This window comes from Paenibacillus sp. CB74 (assembly GCF_055687625.1).
This window is the reverse complement of sequence record NZ_JBVMUS010000002.1, coordinates 193437-214736: the sequence shown is the minus strand read 5'-3', so window position 1 is coordinate 214736 and position 21300 is coordinate 193437. Positions and strand designations below refer to the sequence as shown.

Sequence of the window (21300 nt, the reverse complement as noted above, 5' to 3'; positions counted from 1 at the left end):
GATTATGTGAAAAGCATTGGTATAGTACGACATTTAGATAAATTAGGACGTATTGTCTTACCTAAGGAACTTAGAGACTCATTGGATATACAGGTTAGAGATGACATCGAGTATTTTCATGATACTGATAATTCTCTTGTAGTGCTAAGAAAATTTAGAAGTACCAGTTGTTTATTCTGTGCTGCTGCAGAAGATCTCAGCATGTTTAAAGAACAATTGGTTTGCAAAGATTGTGCGAGATCTCTTGTTTCTGGAGTTGATAATGAAAGCATTCATGAGAAGTCAGAAGATAAAAAAATGACCAGGAAACGAAGCATAAAGTGGGAACAACTTCAACACTTATTAAGAGCGAGTCCGGATATATCCCGTAAGGAAATAGCTGAAGCTTTAGATGTATCCATTGCACGAGTAAGTCAGATGTTCAAGGTATTAGCAGTATCATTCAATGAAGAGACTTTAGAAGGGAAACAAGAACAGAATAAAATGAATATTGCAGCCCCAGTGCTTCTCAAACATAAAATTGTAGAGCTATTAGAGGACAACCCTGCAATGAAGCAAAAGGATATTGCAGAGAAATTGAATATAACTCAAGGGTATGTTTCGCAACTGTTGAAAAAAATAAAGGAGTAGATTTTACACCTGCCCTCGATTTTAATACAATGTTAGTACCAAATTACATAAAACATAAAGCGAGGAAGCACCTCGTACATTCAGAACTATTTCTGTCTGTGCGAGGTGCTTTTTTTTGTACAAATCAACTCTGAGGAGGAGAATTATGAATACTATTGACGTAATAATGGATTATCTATACACAGCTAAATCAATTTACGAAAACTCAATAGAATTATCAGATCAGATCATACAGTTAGTGGAGTCAAAAAATGAGCTCATTTATAGCTTGATCATGTGCTTAGATACAGTGGTTAAATCACAAACCCAAGAACATGTTATGAATTTCTTGAAAGGTAAAGCGAGTCTTAACACATCTGTTCTACGAATTCTCGCAACCGCTCCAAAAATATTACCGTACGAGAAAAAAGAACATTGCAGAGAAACGAAGCCGCAAAGAACGCCGGTGTATGAAATCAACAAAATGAATAACCGATTGTATTCAGCTAAGAATTGTGTTGATGCATTGAGAGCAGCTGCAGATTATTACGGATCTTGGTTCACCGTGATTCAATATGAAAACTACCGAGAAGATGAGCTGAAGGCCAGAAATGATAAAAGACTTCCTTCTAGCAGAACCATAGTAAAGAACCTAGGCTACTGGAAAGCTGCCATGTGCGTAATTCATAACAATTCAAATAGAGAGTGGGGATAGTATGATTAGAACTTACCTTAAAGAAAGAAAAGAGAATTTACAGCTGCATAGAATGACTCGGCTCGGCATGGATATCACTTTAGTAACGGATGAGATAGGGAGAAAAAAATCTACAACTAGCTATCAAATTGGTAGACATATTCAACGCACAAAAGACGCAAAAGAGTCGGTAATTCGAGATTTTATGAAAAACGATGATTTAGAGCCTATGATCATGGCTAAAATCATAGAGCTGCGGGAAATGAAAATTATAACTCTATTAGATTGCAGACTCGCTGGGGAGAAGATTCTTGACTTAGTTTTGCATCCAAAAAACAGATTTGGTTTTATCTTTATCGGTGTTGTCAACCTAACTTTCATGGAACTAATGATTCTAGGCCTTATCCTTACTTTGATTTATTCTATTGTAAGTTGAACATTCTGGTTTCAAGCTAGGTATGTATTCATCGTAATTGGCATATAATAGTGATGTAGAAGCTGCTAGCAAAAAGAATGCTCCCTTGAACTAAAGGTGAGTGTTCTTTTTGCTGTGTTTTTATGTTCATAAGATGTTATGTCTTCGTTATTCTTATACCATTTCGACATACTTCAGATATAGAATTAATTATTAGCTTTATGTTCATCTTTTAATTGAATGGATTTTTTTAAGAGATAAAAATCTTATTCATCTATTGACCGCTGGTTAACTTTTACATATTATTTCTATATAAGAGGTTATATTGAAAATTTTGGGTGAGACGATGTGGATTATATCATCAATTGAGACTAGTTATATCATCAAATGAGACAACTTATAACATAAAATGAGACAACATAATACGCGGAAACCCTGTCAGGACGGGGATAAAGGATAAATATATTCTCAAGTTCTGTTAATCGTCTAATTAAATTCTCTTGTTTTTATACAAATAAAAATCCGCCGATACTTATATCATCAATCGAGACTAGTTATATCATCGAATGAGACAACCTATATTATCAAATGAGACAGACTAAATATTCATAAATCCAGTTTCTTCGGTTGTAACATTAATTGAGACTACTTTTACCAACATGAGACAAAGTCTTACCTGGAAACCAAGATAGAATGGTTTAGGGTAAATTTCCGATTTGGAGGATGATTTATTTTGGAACAGAAATCCAAAACGATCCGATCAGAACTGTTCGATTACATACATCACAATGACATTGTACTTTCGCATTTTGCTGAAACCGCCGGGATTAACTCTGGGACCTTAAGTAAAATAATTAATGGTGTCATTCCAGTGTCCGTCCGTGTTCTAGATGTGATTACGGCAGCTATGAAATTGGAACCTGGGGCGCTATACAATAATTATATTAGTGAATGCATTAGCGAAACTACATCGAATTGGAGAAGGTGGAAACCTTTAATTATCAGATGCGCTGAACTAAACAAATTGGACTGTCTTGATCAGGTGGCCGTCATCGTAACGGACAATCTTGCTTATTCACCGATACTGTTTGAGGTTGCAGAACACCTTGACAATGAGGGATATAAAGAGGCTGCTCTAGTTATGTATAAAAGAATAGCCGAAAGTGAGAGATATCAGCATGCAGAGCGTTTGGCTACCTGTCAGTATAGAATATTTAAATACTCTCTGACAGATAACCAGGAGATGAACTTGGAATTTGCTGCGCTGTTCGAACCTTACATAAAGAGGTTAGGTGAGACTGAACAATTGGATGCGTTAAAGGATTTGATAAACCTGCTCATGTCTCTGCATAAGTGGGACAAAGCAAAGTACTTAGCAGAAGAAATGGAACGGATTGCAACGAATCTGTACGAACATAAACATAAAAAACCTCAGAAAAACCATCAGACATCGAAACCAGCGAAACCCTTATTCGGTTACATTTTATATTCAAATCTAATTCTTGGTACCATAGCTGAAGAGAAAAATGATTTTGAGAGTGCCTTGAATTATGTCTCACGTTACGAGGATCAGGCATGGATAATTGAAACGGATGATATTGCTATTGCTACCAAATCACAATTTTCAGAATGGGCCAAAGCAAACCGCTATTTATACAGACTAATGTCTGGAGAAGTAAGTGTGCTACATGAGTATGTCGCTTATATTGGCTCGAATGAAGCTGAAATATTACGTGCACTTTTCAAGATTGTGAAGGCAGCTCAATTATATAAAATTAATATAGATGAAATTCTCCATCAATTTGAGCAAGTTATTTTCAACCAAATCAACGAAAACGGACACGTAGGGAGCTATACAGCTGAAATCATAGATGATGGTCTGGCTAATTTCTTAGCTGATGTCGCTACTTATTACATTCAAAAGGATGAGTACAGAGTTGGTATTAATTTTATCCTAGAGAGTTTGGCAATATCAGCTAGAATTAACAATACCGCATGTATGGTCAGGAATATATGTATGTTTGAGAAAATTCGTCACACCATAGACGAGACTTCCTTACATCGCTATTCAACTATCATGATGAAATACGAAAGGGGTATATAGACATGAAGAGAAAGATGTCCCTGCTCACCTTGGTTTTCAGTTTGGTTATCATGGCACTACCGATTACAGCCTTTGCTTCAGAAGAAGTTCCACCACCGCCACCAATCATAAACACTACAAATAGTCATGGTTCAGGCGGCTGGTAAAAACTCGCTAAACTATCGAAGGCACCCATAGGGTGTCTTTTTATATTGAAATTATGATTTACATTTGAATTTCTAAACTTTTTCATAAATAGATAAAATATTACAGTATGGGAGTGTGATACTGTGAATAATCATTCTAATGAGAATAAAATCTTAGAGACAGAGCGACAAAAATTACATAATTTATATGAAACCCATGGTTTAGGACATCCGTTAGTCATAAAGCAATCCGAGCGTCTGGATAGAATTATTAATGAGTATAATGATCAGACGAAGAAAAGTGGGCACCCTCAGGTGAATTACGGATTAAAGAATCCCAAACGGTAAGCTGTCGCTGTTTACCAGTTAAATTACATACAAATTAATAGGGCATTTCATAACATGAAAATGGCACCTGAAGATGGAACACTAAGTTTTATTACCAATATTTTATGTGTAAAATATAGCTTTGAATCCAATATGGTAAAATTAGATGAAGTACCAGAACAAAGAGACTAATAAAGGGAGATGATCGTATGTGTGGGCGCTTTACACTGGCAGCAGATTTTGAAGAAATCCTTAATGGTTACAAGCTGAACAAAATCTTGTATGAACATAAACCCCGATACAATATCGCTCCGACTCAAACCATTGCTGGAGTTAAATCTGAAGGATCAGAACGAATACTGGATGGGTTTTATTGGGGACTATTACCTTCTTGGACCAAGTCTAAAAAAATGGCATATAGCACGTTTAATGCCCGATCAGAGACCATACAAACCAAACCGGCATTTCGCGCCGCGTTTAGCACTCAAAGGATGGTTGTGTTATCTGTTGGTTTTTTTTATTAAATGTCAACAAAATCTATAAAAGAAGATAAGTGATCTATCAATCTATAAGATGTATAACATTTTATAACTATAAATCCGCGAAGTAAAAAACTCTCCAAACGGAGAGTTCTTACTAAGCATTAACGTAGTCATCACAGTTGAAATAGCAAAACTCCGTTTATACAACAGAGATAATTCCATACATATACATCTCCACAAACAGTAGCATTTTCTAATTAGAATTTACATTTAGATGTACAATTCTTTGCGCATCATATTTTACCCAACCCAATAAGGCTGAACCCCTAGAAGTTTGCCATGGTAAGCCCACATAGTATAACCCTGTTACCGGGGAAACACCTTCATTATGTTGAATTTGACCGAGCGAATCAAATGCATCCTGAATATCAATCCAATGGTCATTTCGCTTGAATCCAGTAGCCCAGATAACATTGTTTACCTGTATCTGGGTCCCATCCTCAAATATTATATGGTTGCCACTAGCGTTCATTGCACGAGAAGAAACTTGTACTTTCCCCTTTTTAATCAGTTGTTTCAGTTCAAATCCATATACTTGCTCAGGCTGATTTTTTATCCATCTTCCAATCGGACCTTGAGTATTGGCACGAAGAAACCCAAGTTTTTCAAAGTACCAGAAAATGCTCCGATTCATGATATATAAGGGCTTGAACGTAATATCACGTGCTACGGATATGTATACAGATTTGTTTTTATCTCGATCTTTTGCCAACTCCACTGCTATTTGAGCACCCGAATTGCCACCACCAACAACTACCGTATTTCCTGGGCTCAATTGATCTGGGTTTAAGTATTCTGAAGAGTGTAACTGGGTAACATTCTCTGATAATGAATTGGAAAAGGACGGAGTATTTTTCACTTGGAATGGGCCTGTTGCAACGATGATGTTACGAGCCTCAAAAATACCTTCTGTTGATTCTACTTTAAAGTTACCATCCTTCCAAAGTCGTTTAATAGTGCATTTCAGTTTTAAGGGGAGATCCATTTTTTTTGCATAGGAGTCAAGATAGTTTGCAATCTCATCTTTACTCGGCAGTCCATTCTGATCACCATCTATCGGCATGCCAGGTAACCCATCATACATACGTGGTGTAAAGAGATGCAGCGAGTCGTAGCGGCGTCGCCAAGAATCCCCTATTGATGATGCAGAGTCCAGAATCATAAAGCTTAAACCGGTTTGTTTTAAGTAATACCCTGCGGCTAATCCTGCTTGTCCTGCACCAATAACTAACACATCGTACATAGTTATCCTCCTTCAATTGAGTTAATGTAGGCCATTCTTTGCAACGTCAATCAAACTTCCGTTTGATTGAATAATCATAATATGATATGGTAACAATAATCAAACACGAATTTGATTGAGGGGAGGGTGCTACATGAAGGATAGCTGTGAAATTTACTGTTATGACGAACCGAAAGTTCGTAAAGTGCAAAATGCATTAAAAAACCAAGATATACAGGGCATGGCCAAGATGTTTAAAGTGCTGGCCGATGAAACCCGAATGAAAATCGCGTTTGCTTTATGTGAGGAAGATGAACTTTGTGTATGTGACGTGGCCAACATTACGGGGTCTTCGCTTGCAACCGCATCTCACCATTTACGGTCGCTAAAACAACTTGGAGTAGCTAAATACAGGAAGGAAGGAAAATTGGCGTTTTATTCACTTGAAGATGATTATGTACGCCAATTAGTTCATTTAGCTTCAACACATAGTAAGGAGTTGATGACGCATGCAACAACATGAGGAAGAAAAAAGTAACAAAGAGGTTTATCGTGTACAAGGGTTTACCTGTACAAACTGTGCCGGTAAATTTGAAAATAACGTAAAAAATCTCCCTGGTGTCACAGACGCACAGGTTAATTTTGGGGCAGCCAAAATAACCGTTATGGGGAATGCAACCGTAGAAGAGTTGGAAAAGGCAGGTGCTTTTGAAAACTTAAAGATAACGCCTGAAAAACAACGAGTAATAGAAAAGAAAGAGCCTTTTTGGAAAGAGAATTGGAACGTGCTTCTCTCACTTTTATTGATGGCGGTAGGTTACTTCTTGGCCTCGTACTATGGTGAAGAAGCATTGGTTTCTGCATTGGCATTCGGTGCCGCTATTATTATTGGCGGGTATGAACTGTTTAAAAAAGGGATCAAGAACTTGTTTCAGCTGCAATTTGATATGAACACACTGATGACTGTTGCCATTATTGGAGCAGCGGCTATAGGAGAATGGGGCGAAGGCGCTGTTGTTGTGTTACTCTTTGCCATTAGCGAAGCGTTAGAACGCTACTCTATGCAAAAGGCACGTCAGTCGATCCGTTCACTTATGGATATTGCGCCCAAAGAAGCTCTGATTCGACGTGGTACTGCTGAAATGACCATAAGTGTTGATGATATCCAAGTTGGAGACGTAATGATCGTCAAGCCAGGTCAAAAGTTGGCTATGGATGGAGTTGTAATAAAAGGAACGTCGACGCTTAATCAGGCAGCGATTACGGGGGAATCTGTCCCGGTTGCTAAAACAGTTGACGATGAAGTGTTTGCCGGAACGTTAAACGAGGAAGGGTTGCTCGAAGTCAGAGTTACCAAGCATGTAGAAGATACGACAATCTCCAAGATCATTCATCTTGTGGAAGAGGCGCAGGCCGAACGAGCACCATCTCAGGCTTTTGTGGACCGGTTCGCTAAATACTACACGCCTGCAATTATGGTGCTGGCTTTGGGAATCGCCATTATTCCGCCTTTGTTGGGTGGGGACTGGGGAGATTGGATATATCGTGGTTTATCATTGCTCGTAGTAGGGTGTCCTTGCGCATTGGTCATTTCTACGCCAATTTCTATTGTTACTGCCATTGGGAATGCAGCGAAAAACGGTGTACTGATTAAAGGTGGTATTCATCTTGAAGAGGCTGGGCGCATTTCGGCAGTTGCATTTGATAAAACAGGTACCCTTACTAAAGGATTCCCGGAGGTAACGGACATTGTTGTATTTGGGAAACATAATGAGAGCGAAATGCTCTCCATTGCTGCTGTAATTGAAAAAGGTTCACAACATCCATTAGCATCAGCAATTGTGCGCAAAGCGGAACAAATGGGTGCAGACCTCTCGATTTCGGTTGATTACTTTCAATCAATCACAGGGAAGGGCGTCAAAGCTTCGGTAGGACAACAGCAATATTATATTGGTAGCCCTAAGCTGTTTGATGAATTGGAAGCTGAGGTATCCAGTTCAATACGTGAACAAATTATCATGCTTCAGACTCAAGGGAAAACGGTAATGGTGCTGGGGACGCAACAAGAAGTCATTGCCTTAATTGCGGTGGCCGATGCCGTACGTGATTCGAGTAAGGCTGTTATTAATGAATTGCATTCTATCGGCGTAAAAAAGACAATCATGCTCACTGGTGACAACCAAGCGACAGCTAACGCAATTGGGCAGCAGTTAGGTGTAGCAGAAATTAAAGCGGAACTGTTACCTCAAGACAAATTGGATTACATCAAGAAGCTTCGGGGAGAGTATTCTCATGTAGCGATGGTGGGTGACGGAGTAAATGATGCACCTGCACTCGCGGCTTCAACTGTGGGTATAGCAATGGGTGGCGCAGGTACTGATACTGCGCTTGAGACAGCTGATATCGCACTGATGGCAGATGATTTAAGAAAATTGCCTTACACAATCCGTTTAAGCAAAAAAACACTGGCAATCATTAAACAAAACGTAGCTTTTTCGTTAGGGATTAAGTTGTTAGCGTTAATGCTTATCGTTCCCGGATGGCTAACTCTATGGCTTGCGATTCTTGCCGATATGGGAGCAACTTTGATTGTTACTCTTAACAGCTTGCGACTCTTGAAAGTGAAAGAAAAAAAGTAATACGAAAAGACCGCCAAAAGGCGGTTTTTTTTGTAACTACTATAATCCTTACTTACAATTGAACTAACTGGACGTTAGCTAAATTATGCATCATGAGTCTTTATAAATTTTCCGTAAAGGTATAACCTAAACCGTTTGATTCATCATCTCAGCTGAAACCACCGGTTGAGGCATTTTGCAAATACAGGTGAATAATATCCAGCGAGCCCGGTTTACCCGGCTTGTTTTTTAATGATCAAATGTGATCTGTCTATGGTTTAGGGAAGGATTCAAACTGTTTCACCAACCATGCTTTGGTTGAATGGGCAATATACTGCTCGGCACTTATAAGACGCTCAATCAGTTGATCTTTGGTCATTTGTTGATAACGAAGTCGAACCGTATTTAAATTCCTATCTAATTTGATATGTGAGAAATCCATTTTCAAGCCATCTTCTGTGATATCTTTTTTTCTACGTGTGACATGTGCTTTTTTATATGTTTTACTGTGTTTTTTATAATAATCATATAGTTCTGAATTAGATCGTATACTATTTGGATGAATTCCTTTTCCTTCAGGATCAAGAACTTTTGATGTCCTAGAGATATTTGCAAAAGAAATATCCTGTGATTCAGATCGGAGAAGATCTATCGACTTTATTCCTAAATTAATTGTTCTTATCGCTCTTTTTTCTCTTGCGATTTTGAGCCATGGACGTTGCTGTTGTTTGTAATCCATACTGTATTTCGGGCTCATATAGCTCATCCTTTCTAAACTTCTCAATTAATTCAATTTCATATAGTTCTTTCTCTGCATTTCGTGTTGCAACTTTCATCTTATTGGCTTCAAGAGGCTGTTTTTGATCTTCCCATAACTTCACACTTTGTTCTGCCCATGATTTATACACGTTCAATTCTTGTTTTTTATCAGGATCAGGAACCTTTGCTCCACAGCCTACACAAGCCATTTTCACAGGGCATATTGCATCAATAGAACAACTTCCGCCCAATGCTTGTGTGTAAACGCCCACTTTTTCTTTTGCTTCTTCCAATGCCTCAACTAATTCTTCTGGACCACGTAATACAGAGGAGTTTATCTCAAGATGGGTAGCCATAATTTCTTGAAAATCATGTGTTTTAATTGCCACTTGGGTGTCCGTTGGTTCCGCATAATAGTCCGTAATTTTAAGGTCCTTTTGATGCAAGATGGAAGCAATAATATCTAAAGGGATTTTTTGTACCTGTTGAAGGTGGTTTGCAAATGCATGGCGAAGCAAATGGGGTTTGAGATTTACAGGATTACCAGCTTGATCTTGAAAGACCATCCCATGCGTCAAAAACCTCATACAGGCCGTTACATCTTGTCTATTAAGACCTCTATTATTATATTGAAAGAGATATGGAGATTCGTGATCTAAGAGTTGTCCTGTAATCCCATTGAATTTGATGTAGGGTATCTCACCATTTGGATAATGCCTGGCTAACATGTTTTTCACTTCTACAATGGTCTTTACCGTTTCCTTGGATAAGTAGAAATTCTCAGGTTCCGTACGCCCTTTAGGAATGACTCTAAAAAGATATCTGGTGATACGTTGATCACCATCAATTATATTTTTAACGATAAAGCATTCTTTAGTATTTTGGATTTGCAATACCTCACTAACCCTGGCTCCTGTAGTCGTTATAATATCAAGCACTGCTAGGCCGAAAGTAGTTGCCGAAACGATAGGATCTAATCTAAATATTGAATTTTTAAGTCTTGACTGCATCTTAACAATAAATGTACCTTGTGTTAGTACACCCTTTACCTCTGTTGTAAATGGCCGTGGAATAGAGTTGGTTTTCTGTTTGTCACCATAGCCCCACTGCAAAAGGTATTCTTTTCTAACCCTGCGTTCTTCCATATTTTTTTCAGTGTTTGTCGACCATCCGCCAATCAAACCCAGTTTCAATAAATCTTCAAACCACAAACCGGTAGGCGTAATGGGCGCCACCGTTTCATCACCATTAACCACTTTACACATAACAAATTCGAGAAAATAATCTCCGGATTCAACCCTATTTCTGTATCTTCGTGTGGTATGTGGATCAAATTCATCTTTTTTGGCCAACATGAACGATTTTGTATCCCAAATATAGAATGTAAACTCTTCCGCATAAGAAGCCTTCTCGTTAATGTTATCTAAATATTTGAATTCGAATGGAGGTGAGATGTTGTTATCTTTCATGAAAGATAGTGCCTTCTCATATTGCTTGCGGAGCCGGTTTATTAGATTCCAACGCATGTGCGCTTCAGCTCTAAGTTCTGGATAATATGGTGCTATTGGTTCTGTTTCTGACTTCCTGCCAGCTTCAGCTGCTGTATTTGCATCTCTCCAAACCTTGATCTCCCGGGCAAGATACGAAAATTTTGGAAGCATGAACAGTTTTAATTTTTCTGTTTTTTCATCCGTACATTTAGAACGGACCCACTCATGAGATACACGAACAGAAGAGTTATATATATTTATGAATTTCGCTCTTTTTGCATTGGTATGTTCCTCAAGTACCTTTGAAGTAAGGTATTCATAAATATGTGTATCAGGGATAAACTGGTCCATTCTTGCAAGGCCATAATGGCTGAACAAATCATTAAATCTAGGGTTAAGTTCCCGAATTGTTCCCAAAATCGTATTAGGATCATATTGATATAAAGCTCTAGTTAAAAGTAAGAGTGCAAAGTGATTAGTCCACGGCTTGTTTAAGCAATTTCTTGCAAAATAAGCTAAGGTTTTATGGTGAACGGACTCCCAAGCTGAATTCCCATGGTCATCGGTAATATCTTGGATCTCTTCAGCAATGTTGGGTTGTATAATTTTAAACCATTCATGCCAAGTCTCATTAACATAGTTATGCAATTACTCTTCCAACCCTTCAAAAAAATTAAGAATTTCTCTGTCTTCAATAATCAATTCCCGCAAGTCGTTTTTCTTGCCGGTCTTCAAGAGATTGTCTAAGCCACTACCGCTATATTTTTCTTCATCTATTTTCATTTTTTCGTGTACCTGATCAATAAGCTCTAATTGTTTCTTTTCATCAAAGAAATGTTCATACACGAGTAACGTTTCCTTGCTCCGCCATCTCATGTATCTAACAAATTCCCTTATCCGAACGGTCCGATCACTATCATTAATCGATGTTTCGTAAATTGTTCTCATTACATTCGTTACATACCAATGCCTTATTTTATGTGGATTTATTTTTAAGGAACTGAGCTGCATAGCCTTTTTCCAATGTGCATACCATGCATGATATCGATAGGGTGTTCCTCTAGTGGTGATAAATAATGGAGCATCGTCAGGCAGCTTATCATGGTGCAATCCTAGAGAATCGTATTTAATTCTCTCACTCTTCAAATATCTCATTAACAAAATATAAGTATCGTTACTGAATAACAGAAATTTTGTCCTTCGACCGCTGCTCCCCTTATTAAACGTAGCTATTTCTCTAATTGATCGTCGAGCACGTACGTCACCCATCGTTACTTCAATAACTTCACTGGCTCGAGCACCGGTTTCAAACAACATACGAATGATAATATGATCTCTAAGTGCTAAATTAACTTGATGTGCTGCACTATAAACTTGTGATGGTAATGATGCATCGTCTATTATGATAGGGGACCACTCATTTTGATGCATTTTAAAGTAAGAGTCAGATTGTCCACGAAACGTGCTACGATAAGGTAGTTCCGTACCTGCAGCAGACGGCATTCTCGGGTGTCCATTTCGAAAGCCACTAACAACATGGACATTCTCAGAATTTTGGTCAATAAGTGGGTTTTGATGTGTATAGAATTGAAGTCTAATCATCGCCTTATAAAATGATTTAATCGCAGCAAGATATCTATTGATTGTGTAGGGACTTTTCTGAGTTTGCCGTACTAACTCAAATGAGCTCCAATTGCGGACTTTACAGTACATTTCAGCTACGAGATAGTCCTTTATTGCGACCCTTATCATTTCTGGTGGCATATCCCAAGTCACTCTATTACCGCGATAATTGCTGTTACATTCCAGCCAAGTAAAGAAAGGCATTAGGCTATTAAGATAATTATTGATAGAGGATTCTGCTATCCGACCTTTTTCATCGTGATAATACTCTGTTAATGGAATGAAGGGTGTCCCATTAAAATCAAATACAATTAAACTATACTTACTGTTTGTATTTGGAGGACACCTAAAAAAACGATATTTATTTACCATTTCCCCTCCCTTTAAATCATCCTACACATTTATACTATCGACTTACTTCAATAAAATGTTATACATTTTATTAAGAAATACTGTATACTGTAGTTCTTTTACTGCTTGGACATATTAATCTTACAGTTTCTATGAGTGGCAGAAAATTGGTGAAGAAAAACAACCTTACCGATTCGCTTTGAACTCACGGAAAGTGTTTGGTTTTGCTGGATTATATGATCACTGGACATCTCCAGATGGGGAAGTGATTCAGAGTTGCACAATTATCACAACACTACCGAACAGAGTTACGGAAAAGGTACACGATAGAATGCCGGTCATTCTAGATGATAATGCAATGGAGATTTGGCTTGATCCTAAAATTAGAGATAAAGAGGTACTGCAAAATTTGTTGATCCCGTATGATCCCGAAGACATGTATATGTATCTTGTTAGCAAGGAAGTAGGAAATGTAAGAAATCAGGCGTCAACTCTTATAGAACAAATTCCTCTAAATTCGATCTAGGTTCTGTCTTATTCGCTTGTAAGCCACTATAAACACACCATTGTTGAGAGGTAACAATAGAATGGATGAACAATTTTTTGATCCCCGTAACAAGAGGTATTGTTTCCGTTTAGATGAATATGATTGTTTTTATAGAAAGACGGGAAGATGTTCTTTAACTTTAAACAATCATGAGCTGGAATTTTACGCATCAACTGAAGGTGTTCAAATTAATGATGAAAGTAAATACCACGACTACCCTGAGAATTCTGTTATGTACTGCACCCTTCTTTTGAAGGGTATTCTTAAAGATGGTTTTACAGCTAAAGATGGGATTGTCGTCTCTTCAAATTCTTGTAGCCATTATAGTGTTGATAGGGGACAGCATAGAAGCTGTATCGGTAAAAGAGTAGGTTTAAGTCAGATCCCCCTGGATAGCTATTCAGAAAGTAATAGTCTTTGCAACCATTGTTATGAAGTAGTACACAGTTTTCAATATAGAGTGGAAACTCGGTTGAATAAGTCCCATTGGTTTATTGGATGAAAAACAAACAAATATATATTGGGTTGAAAATTTGATCCAATAGGTTGACAGTAATGGTATTTGACTTGTACTGTAGTTGTTGATGGCAACAAACGTTCTGTTGACCTTATAAGTTTGTTTGGCAAGCAGAGAAACGTAAAGAACTTACATCAAAAGATCGTAAGACCATTCGTTGGAAAGCTGTGGCTGAAGGTTGGATTCAGGGTAAAAATGCTGTTATGTCTGTTGTAGCTGAGTTTCCAGAGGATCGTGTAGCCTCAAAAGATGTTGCTGAGGTTATCCAAGGTATGCTGATACCGAGATCAAGAGGAGCAAGGCTGAGTCTTTCACGCCACAGTATGGTAATTTCGGAGGAAATGATGATTAATCTTACTACGTTGTTTTTATGGATTCTATTTGTTATTGGTGTTTACGCGGCTGTTATGGGGATATTATTTGGAGGGTTATACCTAGCCTTTCCCAAGCTATTCTCCAGTGTGAGAGAGGTTAATAGTGTGAAAATACCTAGCAGATTTAACATTAAGCAGACAAACAAAAAATTAAAACGAAACATAAAATCAAGAGTTTTATAGTCTAAGTTTTATGCCTAGTTTTTAAAAATGGTTTAAATTTGTTTTAAATTAGGATTTTAGTAAACCTAGAAATAAGATGGGACTATCTCATGGAGTCATGAGCAACAGGCTCCATGAGGTACATAATAATAAAGGCAGAGTCTATTAGGAGGAGACAGTTTTTTAGATCAAAAGGTTATTTGGTAGCAGTAGAGGTAGAGAATTAAATGAAACTTTGGTAAGTGAAGAGCATATCACTCTGTATGGTGGTACAGATCGTTCAAAGGCTTTTCTTTTCCGGAGCAGTGCTCTGGGGATGTAAGTTGCTATTACAAGATTCCTGGGAAAAAGTAATGTAGCGACGTACACTCAAGCATTTTGACAGAATCCTAATCTTATTTACAAAGGTTTGTCTGACTTGGAAGACAAGCTTGGTCAGGCTGAGCAGGAAACGGCTGATCCTAGTAAGCGTCGGGATTCTTTGGAGATCCTGAATGCCTTGTATTGGGGTAGATTGGTTTTGAGAGTCAATTGGTTTTTTCTTACGCACGAATTTGCCACTTGGTAGGTAAGATGTTAGTATGAGTTCAATTAAATAATACATTCATTGCGAAGCACGCATTTATCCAATTACGGGACAAATGTGTGCTTTTTTTATTATTTCGTAATAAATAAAAATAAATCATCAAAAAAATTTTGAGGTAGAAGGGAGTTGAGATTCTGAAATTACCTAAAGTAGTAATGGAATATCAATTTATTGATAGTAATGCAGAGACATTCATAACCAAAAAAAGGGCAAGCGAATAACGAGTACTGTGGAAATGGAGAGTTTCTACTAAATATTGAACAAGCTCCTTATTCAAACATGTAATAACTAAAATAGTTTCTGTTCGCTCGTATAACAACAGATGTTTTTGGAAGTTCATGTGAGGAGAGAACACTTTTTCATTTCATATAACTACTAAAGGAAGTTTGCTTTAAAAGAGGTTTTACAGCTTTAACCAACTGGGAAGGCGAAGAATGAAGTGGTAGAGTTATAGACTTATTTGAGGGGGGAAGATTCTCCCTTGAAATGAGTATAGAACTCAATTACATAAGGAAGGAGTAAAGTTGTTTTCTAGAGATTGGGTTAGAAATAAAAATAGACGAGGAGATTTAAGACATGCTTAGGGGTAAGTTTAGTAAGGTGTTGTCCATAGTTTTATCAGCAGGTTTATTGTTAGGTAGTTTACCTCCCGGTACAATCAACCCACAAGTTAGCGCTGCGGAAGCGAGAACTCCTGCTGACGCTAGATTTGGAATAACAACTGTAAAAAGTTACAATACCATATACTTATATTATAGGTCTTCAAGTGGTAACGAGACTTACACTGTTACGCAAGATGGTAAGGTAATTTATGAAGGTAGTGATGGTTCTCAGAATCTTACAAATCTAGAGCCAGACACTTCCTATACTTTCGGAGTGGTAAACCACCTGGACGGAATTTCCAGTGCGGAAACTTTTGTCACATTAAAAACACCGAAAAGAAGCTTGCCGGGTACTACAGATTTAGATTCAGAGTTCCTTGTAGACGGTAGTGTGCACCTGAGTTGGAAAAAGACAAATTCCGCTGTAACTAAATATAATGTTAGTAAATTAGCTCCCTGGGGTTCGACTAATACTGACGGAAGTAAGTCTACCATAACTTATAATCAATTTTTTGATAACAACATTACGGCAGGGCAGAAGTATGTTTACGGCATAGAGGGGTTTAATTCTGCTGGAACTCTCCTCGAATCCGATTGGATTGAAGTGATTGCTCCTGGAGTCAAAAGTTTCGAAGGGGTTAGATTAAAGTTAGGCAACAAAGAAGTTAACCCTCTCACAACTTATGTGCAAATTAACAATAATGTTTGGCGTCTGATAGACAACAACCTTCTTATCACAAGTGAAAGAACTAAAAAGAAAGACGTTGGTTTTGTCTGGGGAACCTGGTACACAGATTATTCATTTAACGCTTCAAAAATCCCGTATGTCAACTCTGGAATGTATGCGTTAATGGTTGCTTGGGCTAATACTATGACAGACACTGAAAGATCTGCTATGGTGGAGAAAGAATTCGAGATCAAAGACTTCAGCAAAACCAATGCTGTAGCTGGTGACTTTTCAGCATTGGCATTGTCGTCTATGGAAGAGTATCAAACCCTAGAAGCTATGTATGGGGTAGTAGCGGATGACAGTAAAATTTTCATGAGAGACCAATTTACGAAGGACCTGGCTATGATGTTTGACAGGTATTATCCTAAAAAACGTACTATAGAAGGTATTAGGGGAAATAGTCAGGAAGATCGTAATGGGGGCACGCATTTGGTGCTAAACATTTCAGAAGGTACCCAGTTTAGTGGTAGTGGTTCCGCCACCAATCCTTACCGTATAACGGGTGTGGTTGAGGTGCCAACTAAGCTATCAGCACCAGCTAATCTGAAAGCTACAACAGAAGCTAGGGCTATTTCGGCAACTTGGGACAAAGTTTCAGGAGCGGAACACTACACTATGAATGTAGATGGTGTTTTAGTTTACAAAGGGACTGACCCTAAGTTTACTTATACTAATGTCACACCAAACACTACGTACAGAGTTGATGTATTCGCCGGCAAAGATGGTGCAGGACCTGGAGAAGTTTCTTCCCTTACTGTGAAAACTCTGGAAGAGCAGTCAAAGCTTCTGGCACCAATAAATTTAACCACTAACGTGGTTAACAAGAATAGTTTGGTAGTTTCTTGGAATCCCGTTGCAGGTGCAGAAAAGTATACTGTTGTATTAAATGGTGAGATTGCACACACTAGCACAGTAGATACTTCTAAAGTGTTTTTCGATTTACTTCCTAACACTACGTACACGGCAGAAGTTTATGCTTCTAAAGGCGGGGTTGACGGAGAAAGAGCTATATCTTCGTCTACCACTCCAGAAGCGGAGATTAAGTTGGAAGCTCCGACCCAACCGGTTGTGGTTAGTTCGGAAGAAGGCAATGTCAAGATCAGCTGGAACGCAACAAGTGGTGCTTTACTTTATAAAGTGTTACGAAATGGTGTAGAAGTAGGTTCTGTTGCTACCCCACTTTACACAGATAAAAGTGCAGTAGAAGGTGAAGCATATCTTTATACTGTAAAATCTTTTGACGGAACCAAAACAAGTGAAGCCTCACCTTTTGTTTTAGTGAGCGTTACTGCTAAAGTGGAAGGTCCAAAAGTACCTTCCAGTCCTATGAATTTTAGAGTCGTATCTGATGAAAATTCAGTTACAGCGAGTTGGGATGCTGGGACAGGAGCAGAAGAGTATGTCGTTGTAATCAATGGTTTGGAAGTTTATAAAGGGTCTAATTTGAGTTACACCTACCTGGGTCTTCCGGAGAAAACTGAGTATCGTGTCGAAATTTATGCTGTAAATGCACAAGGCAAAAGTGGAACACAGCTCATGACCATTTGGACTAAGGACCCGGCTAAGCTTCCAGCCGCCAAAAATCCAAAAGCAACAACAACCCATAACGAAGCAACCATCTCTTGGGATGCTGTGGATGGTGCAACAAGTTATTGGTCAAAAATCAACAATGACTTTGTGTATGAAGGAACAGACACTTTCTACACGGCAAAAGGTTTGGGGGACGACCGTCCTTATACAGTTTACATTTATGCACAATCGGGAACAGTGGCGGGAGAACCTGCCACCCTGTCCATAGTGACAAAGAAAGTTCCTGTAATGCTATACAAACCTGCTAATCTTCTTGCAACTCCTAAAGAGAGTTATATTAAACTAACTTGGGACGCAGTACTTGGTGCAACAGAGTACATTGTGAAACAAGGGCAAGCTATTGTGTATCAAGGGAAGTTAACAACCTTTACACAAACAGATCTTCCAAGTGGTGCAACGTTTAACTACGAAGTGATAGCTGTTAACGGGGACGTACAAAGTGAACCAGCAACAATCATTGCAACAACACTAATCGGACAGTTACCATACCCTACAAATTTCCGTGTGTCAGAACTGAAATGGAATAAAATTGTTTTGGATTGGGATGAGGTAGAAGGGGCCGATGAGTATCTGATCACTCGTGATGGTATGTCAATTGGTGTACCTCAGAATACAGGATGGTCTGAAGGTTCTGATAGTATTTGGCCAGGCGCAACGTATACGTACAAAGTTGCAGCTTATAAAGATGGAGTGCTGGGTAAAACTGCTCAAAAGGTTGTCACTATTCCAGCAGAACCAGTGGTGGGGCAAGCACCGTCTGGGGACTTAGTTATCAAAGCAAACCGTGTCGAACATAACAGAGTGGGACTTAGTTGGTCAACTGTGACGGGTGCTACTTACTATGATGTTTATCAAGACGACACCAACAAAGTTTGGACTGGGTCACTTAACACAATTACTGATCCTAATGTGGGACCACAAGAGCAGCATACGTATAAAGTTGTTGCAAGTAACGAGTGGGGAACGTTAGATTCTAATGTGATTGAGTTAACAACTCCAGCGGTTCCGCAAAGTATTGTAATTACCCCATCCCAACCGATGGAGGGAACCATTACTTTTGATTTCAAAGTCATTGATGGTGCAGTCACTTATGTGGAACGTAATCCACAAACCACCTATACACCATTAGGAGATGGGACGTATCGGAAAACGTATTACAACTCAGCAACCGATGAAAGACGGGACGAAGGAATTGTAACGCCGGTAAACGGTAAGTTGAACTTCAGTGAGACTGGCGTAGATCCGAGCAAAAACTACCACTATGATATCGTTGCTGTGGTGAAGAAGGCTGATGGTACAGAAGAAGTGGTAGCCAAAGAAGAAGTCAGTGTTAATACACCGGCAGATGGAACCGGAGCCACCGTCCCAGGAACGATTGTTGATCCGGGCAATGGTGGAGGCACAGCCCCGACTGATCCAGGAACAGGTGGAGGAAACACACCTACTCCGAATCCAGGTACCGGCAATGGAGGCGACACAACACCCACCAACCCACCAAGACCAGGAACGGGTGGAACAGTTACAAACCCATCGACTGGGGGAAGTGGTTCGAGCGATACTAATGGAGGATCTGAAGGGAATGGAACGGTAACAGTTCCAGGAACGGTTGGTGGAACTGACACTGAAGTCATTACGGAAGAAGAAACAGAGCCAACAACCCCTCGAAGCTTCTCGGATGTTGACGGAAGCTTCGCGAAAGAAGCAATTCTCTCTCTATCATCCAAAGGGATTGTTAAGGGGTATACCGATGGAACTTTCGGAGGCAAGAAAAAAGTTACTCGAGCAGAATTTGCGATTTTCATCAATCGTGCTCTAGGGTACACCTCGTTCTCTTCTTATCTAGGGACGTTTGTTGACTTCAACCAAGAAGCTTGGTACGCAACTGAACTTAATTCTGCACTTCAAAATGGCATTACAAAAGGATTTAACGACAATACCTATCGTCCAAATGCATTTATTCCAAGAGAGCAAGCAGCAATTATGCTGTCTAATGTACTCTTGAATAATGGAGTAGTATTGTCATCAACTGCTCAGTATGAAGATTACGACTCTATCGTAAGCTGGGCAACTGAGAGTGTGGATCTCGTTACCCAAGAGTCAGTTATGGGAGGGTATCCTGGGAACAAATTCTTGCCTAAGCGTGATTTGACGAGAGAAGAAGCAGCGCAACTGATCTATAATCTGATTCAATAAGAATAAAACTTAAAAACATTAGGCCAGCTCTCGATGTTTATGTCGAGCTGGCCTAATGTTTTTAAGCAGCCCTTTTTCCCACTAGATAATTGAAATATTCAGTTAATAAAATGTTCAATGTGGTAAATCCTATCTGTGAAAACACAAACAGGGGTGAAGAACTTGTCAGATACAAAATGGGAAAGTACGATCGTCGGAATTGCGTCAGATCTTGCTCTAAAAACGGGTGCAGACATCATCAAGAATTACTTTCTTCAACAGCAAGAGCTGCAAAACAGTGAAGCAATGGTTAATGAAATATGTACTCGTGTTCAAAAAATTGTAGATCTGGCATTTTTTCGAGAATATAAAGCTCAACTAAGAGCTTTGCAAAAAAATCTTGATGATTATGCCGCAAATCCACATAATACATCAACATTGGATGAATGCCATGTCATGTCTCAGGAATTGTTTCAAAAATTTACTGATTTCCATACCTTAGAAGGAATTGCTGCTGCAATGTATGCAGCAACCTTACACTTGATCACTCTACGCTCTGAAAGTGACCACGATCCAGGAGGGCTTGTTAATCTTCAGAGAAGGGCAAAAGAAATGGCTGAGTGGGTAGTAAGTTCTTCTGCTGAGGTACTAAGCATTTACGAAAAGAGTATTACTCCAATTTCAATAAATAGTAAACTTGTAGCAGAATATGATTCGCACCGAGACAGGTTCGTTAGACTTGAGAAGAGTATAAGTTATTACGATTTCTTTATGAAGGAATGGTATTTTCCAAAAGCAGAGAAAAAACTTGTTGAAGAAGAGGACAGGTATTTATCACAGGATGATTTGAAGAAAAAGTATGAGCCAACCTTAATAAAAGAGTGCAAACACCAGTATGAAGTAATATTTCTTGCAAGAAGGGCAGAAGGAATTGAGATTCAAAATGTAATGTTGACTACAGCTGATAAGTGGAAAAATATTAATTTAATCTCCGTATGATTCCTCTAACGAATAAGCTTTCGATAAATTCACTTCACATGAAATTTCAAAACATAAATATATTTGCCTACTCGCAAGTAAGATGTTACTATTGCAACAATTGAATAAAGAAAATACTTTTGCGAAGCACGCATTGATCCTA

Annotated in this window: 17 protein-coding genes and 1 pseudogene; 14 read left to right on the top strand and 4 right to left on the bottom strand. The window is 38.7% G+C overall.

Annotated elements, in window-relative coordinates; all coding sequences use genetic code 11:
• Nucleotides 1–6 precede the first annotated feature (6 nt).
• The 7 genes from ACX9NY_RS31295 to ACX9NY_RS31265 all read left to right on the top strand — a co-directional run bounded on the left by ACX9NY_RS31295 (nucleotide 7) and on the right by ACX9NY_RS31265 (nucleotide 4798).
• Nucleotides 7–630 carry a winged helix-turn-helix transcriptional regulator gene (locus ACX9NY_RS31295; RefSeq protein ID WP_472480254.1) on the top strand — a complete coding sequence of 208 codons (624 nt, stop codon included), beginning with the start codon at nucleotides 7–9 and terminating at the stop codon, nucleotides 628–630.
• A 145-nt stretch (nucleotides 631–775) separates the two neighbouring features.
• Nucleotides 776–1324: a hypothetical protein gene (locus ACX9NY_RS31290; protein WP_472480252.1), complete on the top strand. Its 549-nt coding sequence runs from the start codon at nucleotides 776–778 to the stop codon at nucleotides 1322–1324.
• Nucleotide 1325: 1 nt separating this feature from the next.
• A complete protein-coding gene (locus ACX9NY_RS31285) occupies nucleotides 1326–1739 on the top strand; it encodes a hypothetical protein (RefSeq protein ID WP_472480250.1) in 414 nt (137 codons plus the stop codon).
• A 712-nt stretch (nucleotides 1740–2451) separates the two neighbouring features.
• Nucleotides 2452–3822, top strand: coding sequence for a helix-turn-helix domain-containing protein (locus tag ACX9NY_RS31280; RefSeq protein WP_472480248.1), 1371 nt, complete (start codon nucleotides 2452–2454; stop codon nucleotides 3820–3822).
• Nucleotides 3823–3824: 2 nt separating this feature from the next.
• Nucleotides 3825–3968, top strand: a complete 144-nt coding sequence (locus ACX9NY_RS31275) for a hypothetical protein (RefSeq protein WP_472480246.1) — start codon at nucleotides 3825–3827, stop codon at nucleotides 3966–3968.
• A gap of 123 nt (nucleotides 3969–4091) precedes the next feature.
• Entirely contained in the window at nucleotides 4092–4295 is a 204-nt protein-coding gene (locus ACX9NY_RS31270) for a Spo0E family sporulation regulatory protein-aspartic acid phosphatase (protein ID WP_472480244.1), read from the top strand.
• Between the two features lie 188 nt (nucleotides 4296–4483).
• Nucleotides 4484–4798, top strand: a complete 315-nt coding sequence (locus ACX9NY_RS31265) for an SOS response-associated peptidase family protein (protein WP_472480242.1) — start codon at nucleotides 4484–4486, stop codon at nucleotides 4796–4798.
• 211 nt (nucleotides 4799–5009) lie between these two features.
• Here ACX9NY_RS31265 and ACX9NY_RS31260 read toward each other — a convergent pair whose 3' ends face one another.
• The gene (locus ACX9NY_RS31260; RefSeq protein WP_472480240.1) at nucleotides 5010–6059 is read right to left on the bottom strand and encodes a flavin-containing monooxygenase; all 1050 of its coding nucleotides are present in this window, start codon (nucleotides 6057–6059) and stop codon (nucleotides 5010–5012) included.
• A gap of 133 nt (nucleotides 6060–6192) precedes the next feature.
• Between ACX9NY_RS31260 and ACX9NY_RS31255 the strand changes: the two genes are divergently transcribed.
• Nucleotides 6193–6561 carry an ArsR/SmtB family transcription factor gene (locus ACX9NY_RS31255; protein ID WP_472480238.1) on the top strand — a complete coding sequence of 123 codons (369 nt, stop codon included), beginning with the start codon at nucleotides 6193–6195 and terminating at the stop codon, nucleotides 6559–6561.
• The gene (locus tag ACX9NY_RS31250) at nucleotides 6548–8677 is read left to right on the top strand and encodes a heavy metal translocating P-type ATPase (protein WP_472480236.1); all 2130 of its coding nucleotides are present in this window, start codon (nucleotides 6548–6550) and stop codon (nucleotides 8675–8677) included. The genes ACX9NY_RS31255 and ACX9NY_RS31250 overlap by 14 nt, the downstream gene beginning before the upstream one ends.
• A gap of 250 nt (nucleotides 8678–8927) precedes the next feature.
• Here the strand turns inward: ACX9NY_RS31250 and ACX9NY_RS31245 are convergent, their stop codons facing one another.
• From ACX9NY_RS31245 to ACX9NY_RS31235, 3 genes are read right to left on the bottom strand one after another with little or no spacing between them, the layout of a single operon-like run.
• Nucleotides 8928–9413: a hypothetical protein gene (locus tag ACX9NY_RS31245; RefSeq protein WP_472480234.1), complete on the bottom strand. Its 486-nt coding sequence runs from the start codon at nucleotides 9411–9413 to the stop codon at nucleotides 8928–8930.
• A complete protein-coding gene (locus ACX9NY_RS31240) occupies nucleotides 9325–11553 on the bottom strand; it encodes a site-specific integrase (RefSeq protein WP_472480232.1) in 2229 nt (742 codons plus the stop codon). Before ACX9NY_RS31240 ends, ACX9NY_RS31245 begins: the two co-directional genes overlap by 89 nt.
• Nucleotides 11554–12900, bottom strand: coding sequence for a tyrosine-type recombinase/integrase (locus tag ACX9NY_RS31235; protein WP_472480230.1), 1347 nt, complete (start codon nucleotides 12898–12900; stop codon nucleotides 11554–11556).
• Nucleotides 12901–13036: 136 nt separating this feature from the next.
• Here ACX9NY_RS31235 and ACX9NY_RS31230 point away from each other — a divergent pair.
• From ACX9NY_RS31230 to ACX9NY_RS31210, 5 genes and pseudogenes are all read left to right on the top strand, one after another.
• Nucleotides 13037–13405: pseudogene (locus ACX9NY_RS31230) on the top strand (SOS response-associated peptidase); the annotation flags it as partial.
• Nucleotides 13406–13466: 61 nt separating this feature from the next.
• Complete coding sequence (locus tag ACX9NY_RS31225; RefSeq protein ID WP_472480228.1) at nucleotides 13467–13928, top strand: hypothetical protein; 462 nt, start codon at nucleotides 13467–13469, stop codon at nucleotides 13926–13928.
• Between the two features lie 218 nt (nucleotides 13929–14146).
• Nucleotides 14147–14500 (top strand): hypothetical protein, encoded by a 354-nt coding sequence (locus ACX9NY_RS31220; protein ID WP_472480226.1) that lies wholly within the window; start codon nucleotides 14147–14149, stop codon nucleotides 14498–14500.
• 1141 nt (nucleotides 14501–15641) lie between these two features.
• Entirely contained in the window at nucleotides 15642–20180 is a 4539-nt protein-coding gene (locus ACX9NY_RS31215; protein WP_472480224.1) for an S-layer homology domain-containing protein, read from the top strand.
• A gap of 162 nt (nucleotides 20181–20342) precedes the next feature.
• Nucleotides 20343–21158, top strand: coding sequence for a hypothetical protein (locus ACX9NY_RS31210; RefSeq protein ID WP_472480222.1), 816 nt, complete (start codon nucleotides 20343–20345; stop codon nucleotides 21156–21158).
• Nucleotides 21159–21300 lie beyond the last annotated feature (142 nt).

Coding starts and splice junctions, on each gene's coding strand:
- ACX9NY_RS31290 (WP_472480252.1), top strand. CDS start 776: ATGAATACTATTGACGTAATAATGGATTATCTATACACAGCTAAATCA.
- ACX9NY_RS31285 (WP_472480250.1), top strand. CDS start 1,326: ATGATTAGAACTTACCTTAAAGAAAGAAAAGAGAATTTACAGCTGCAT.
- ACX9NY_RS31275 (WP_472480246.1), top strand. CDS start 3,825: ATGAAGAGAAAGATGTCCCTGCTCACCTTGGTTTTCAGTTTGGTTATC.
- ACX9NY_RS31265 (WP_472480242.1), top strand. CDS start 4,484: ATGTGTGGGCGCTTTACACTGGCAGCAGATTTTGAAGAAATCCTTAAT.
- ACX9NY_RS31260 (WP_472480240.1), bottom strand. CDS start 6,059: ATGTACGATGTGTTAGTTATTGGTGCAGGACAAGCAGGATTAGCCGCA.
- ACX9NY_RS31255 (WP_472480238.1), top strand. CDS start 6,193: ATGAAGGATAGCTGTGAAATTTACTGTTATGACGAACCGAAAGTTCGT.
- ACX9NY_RS31250 (WP_472480236.1), top strand. CDS start 6,548: ATGCAACAACATGAGGAAGAAAAAAGTAACAAAGAGGTTTATCGTGTA.
- ACX9NY_RS31245 (WP_472480234.1), bottom strand. CDS start 9,413: ATGAGCCCGAAATACAGTATGGATTACAAACAACAGCAACGTCCATGG.
- ACX9NY_RS31235 (WP_472480230.1), bottom strand. CDS start 12,900: ATGGTAAATAAATATCGTTTTTTTAGGTGTCCTCCAAATACAAACAGT.
- ACX9NY_RS31225 (WP_472480228.1), top strand. CDS start 13,467: ATGGATGAACAATTTTTTGATCCCCGTAACAAGAGGTATTGTTTCCGT.
- ACX9NY_RS31220 (WP_472480226.1), top strand. CDS start 14,147: ATGTCTGTTGTAGCTGAGTTTCCAGAGGATCGTGTAGCCTCAAAAGAT.
- ACX9NY_RS31215 (WP_472480224.1), top strand. CDS start 15,642: ATGCTTAGGGGTAAGTTTAGTAAGGTGTTGTCCATAGTTTTATCAGCA.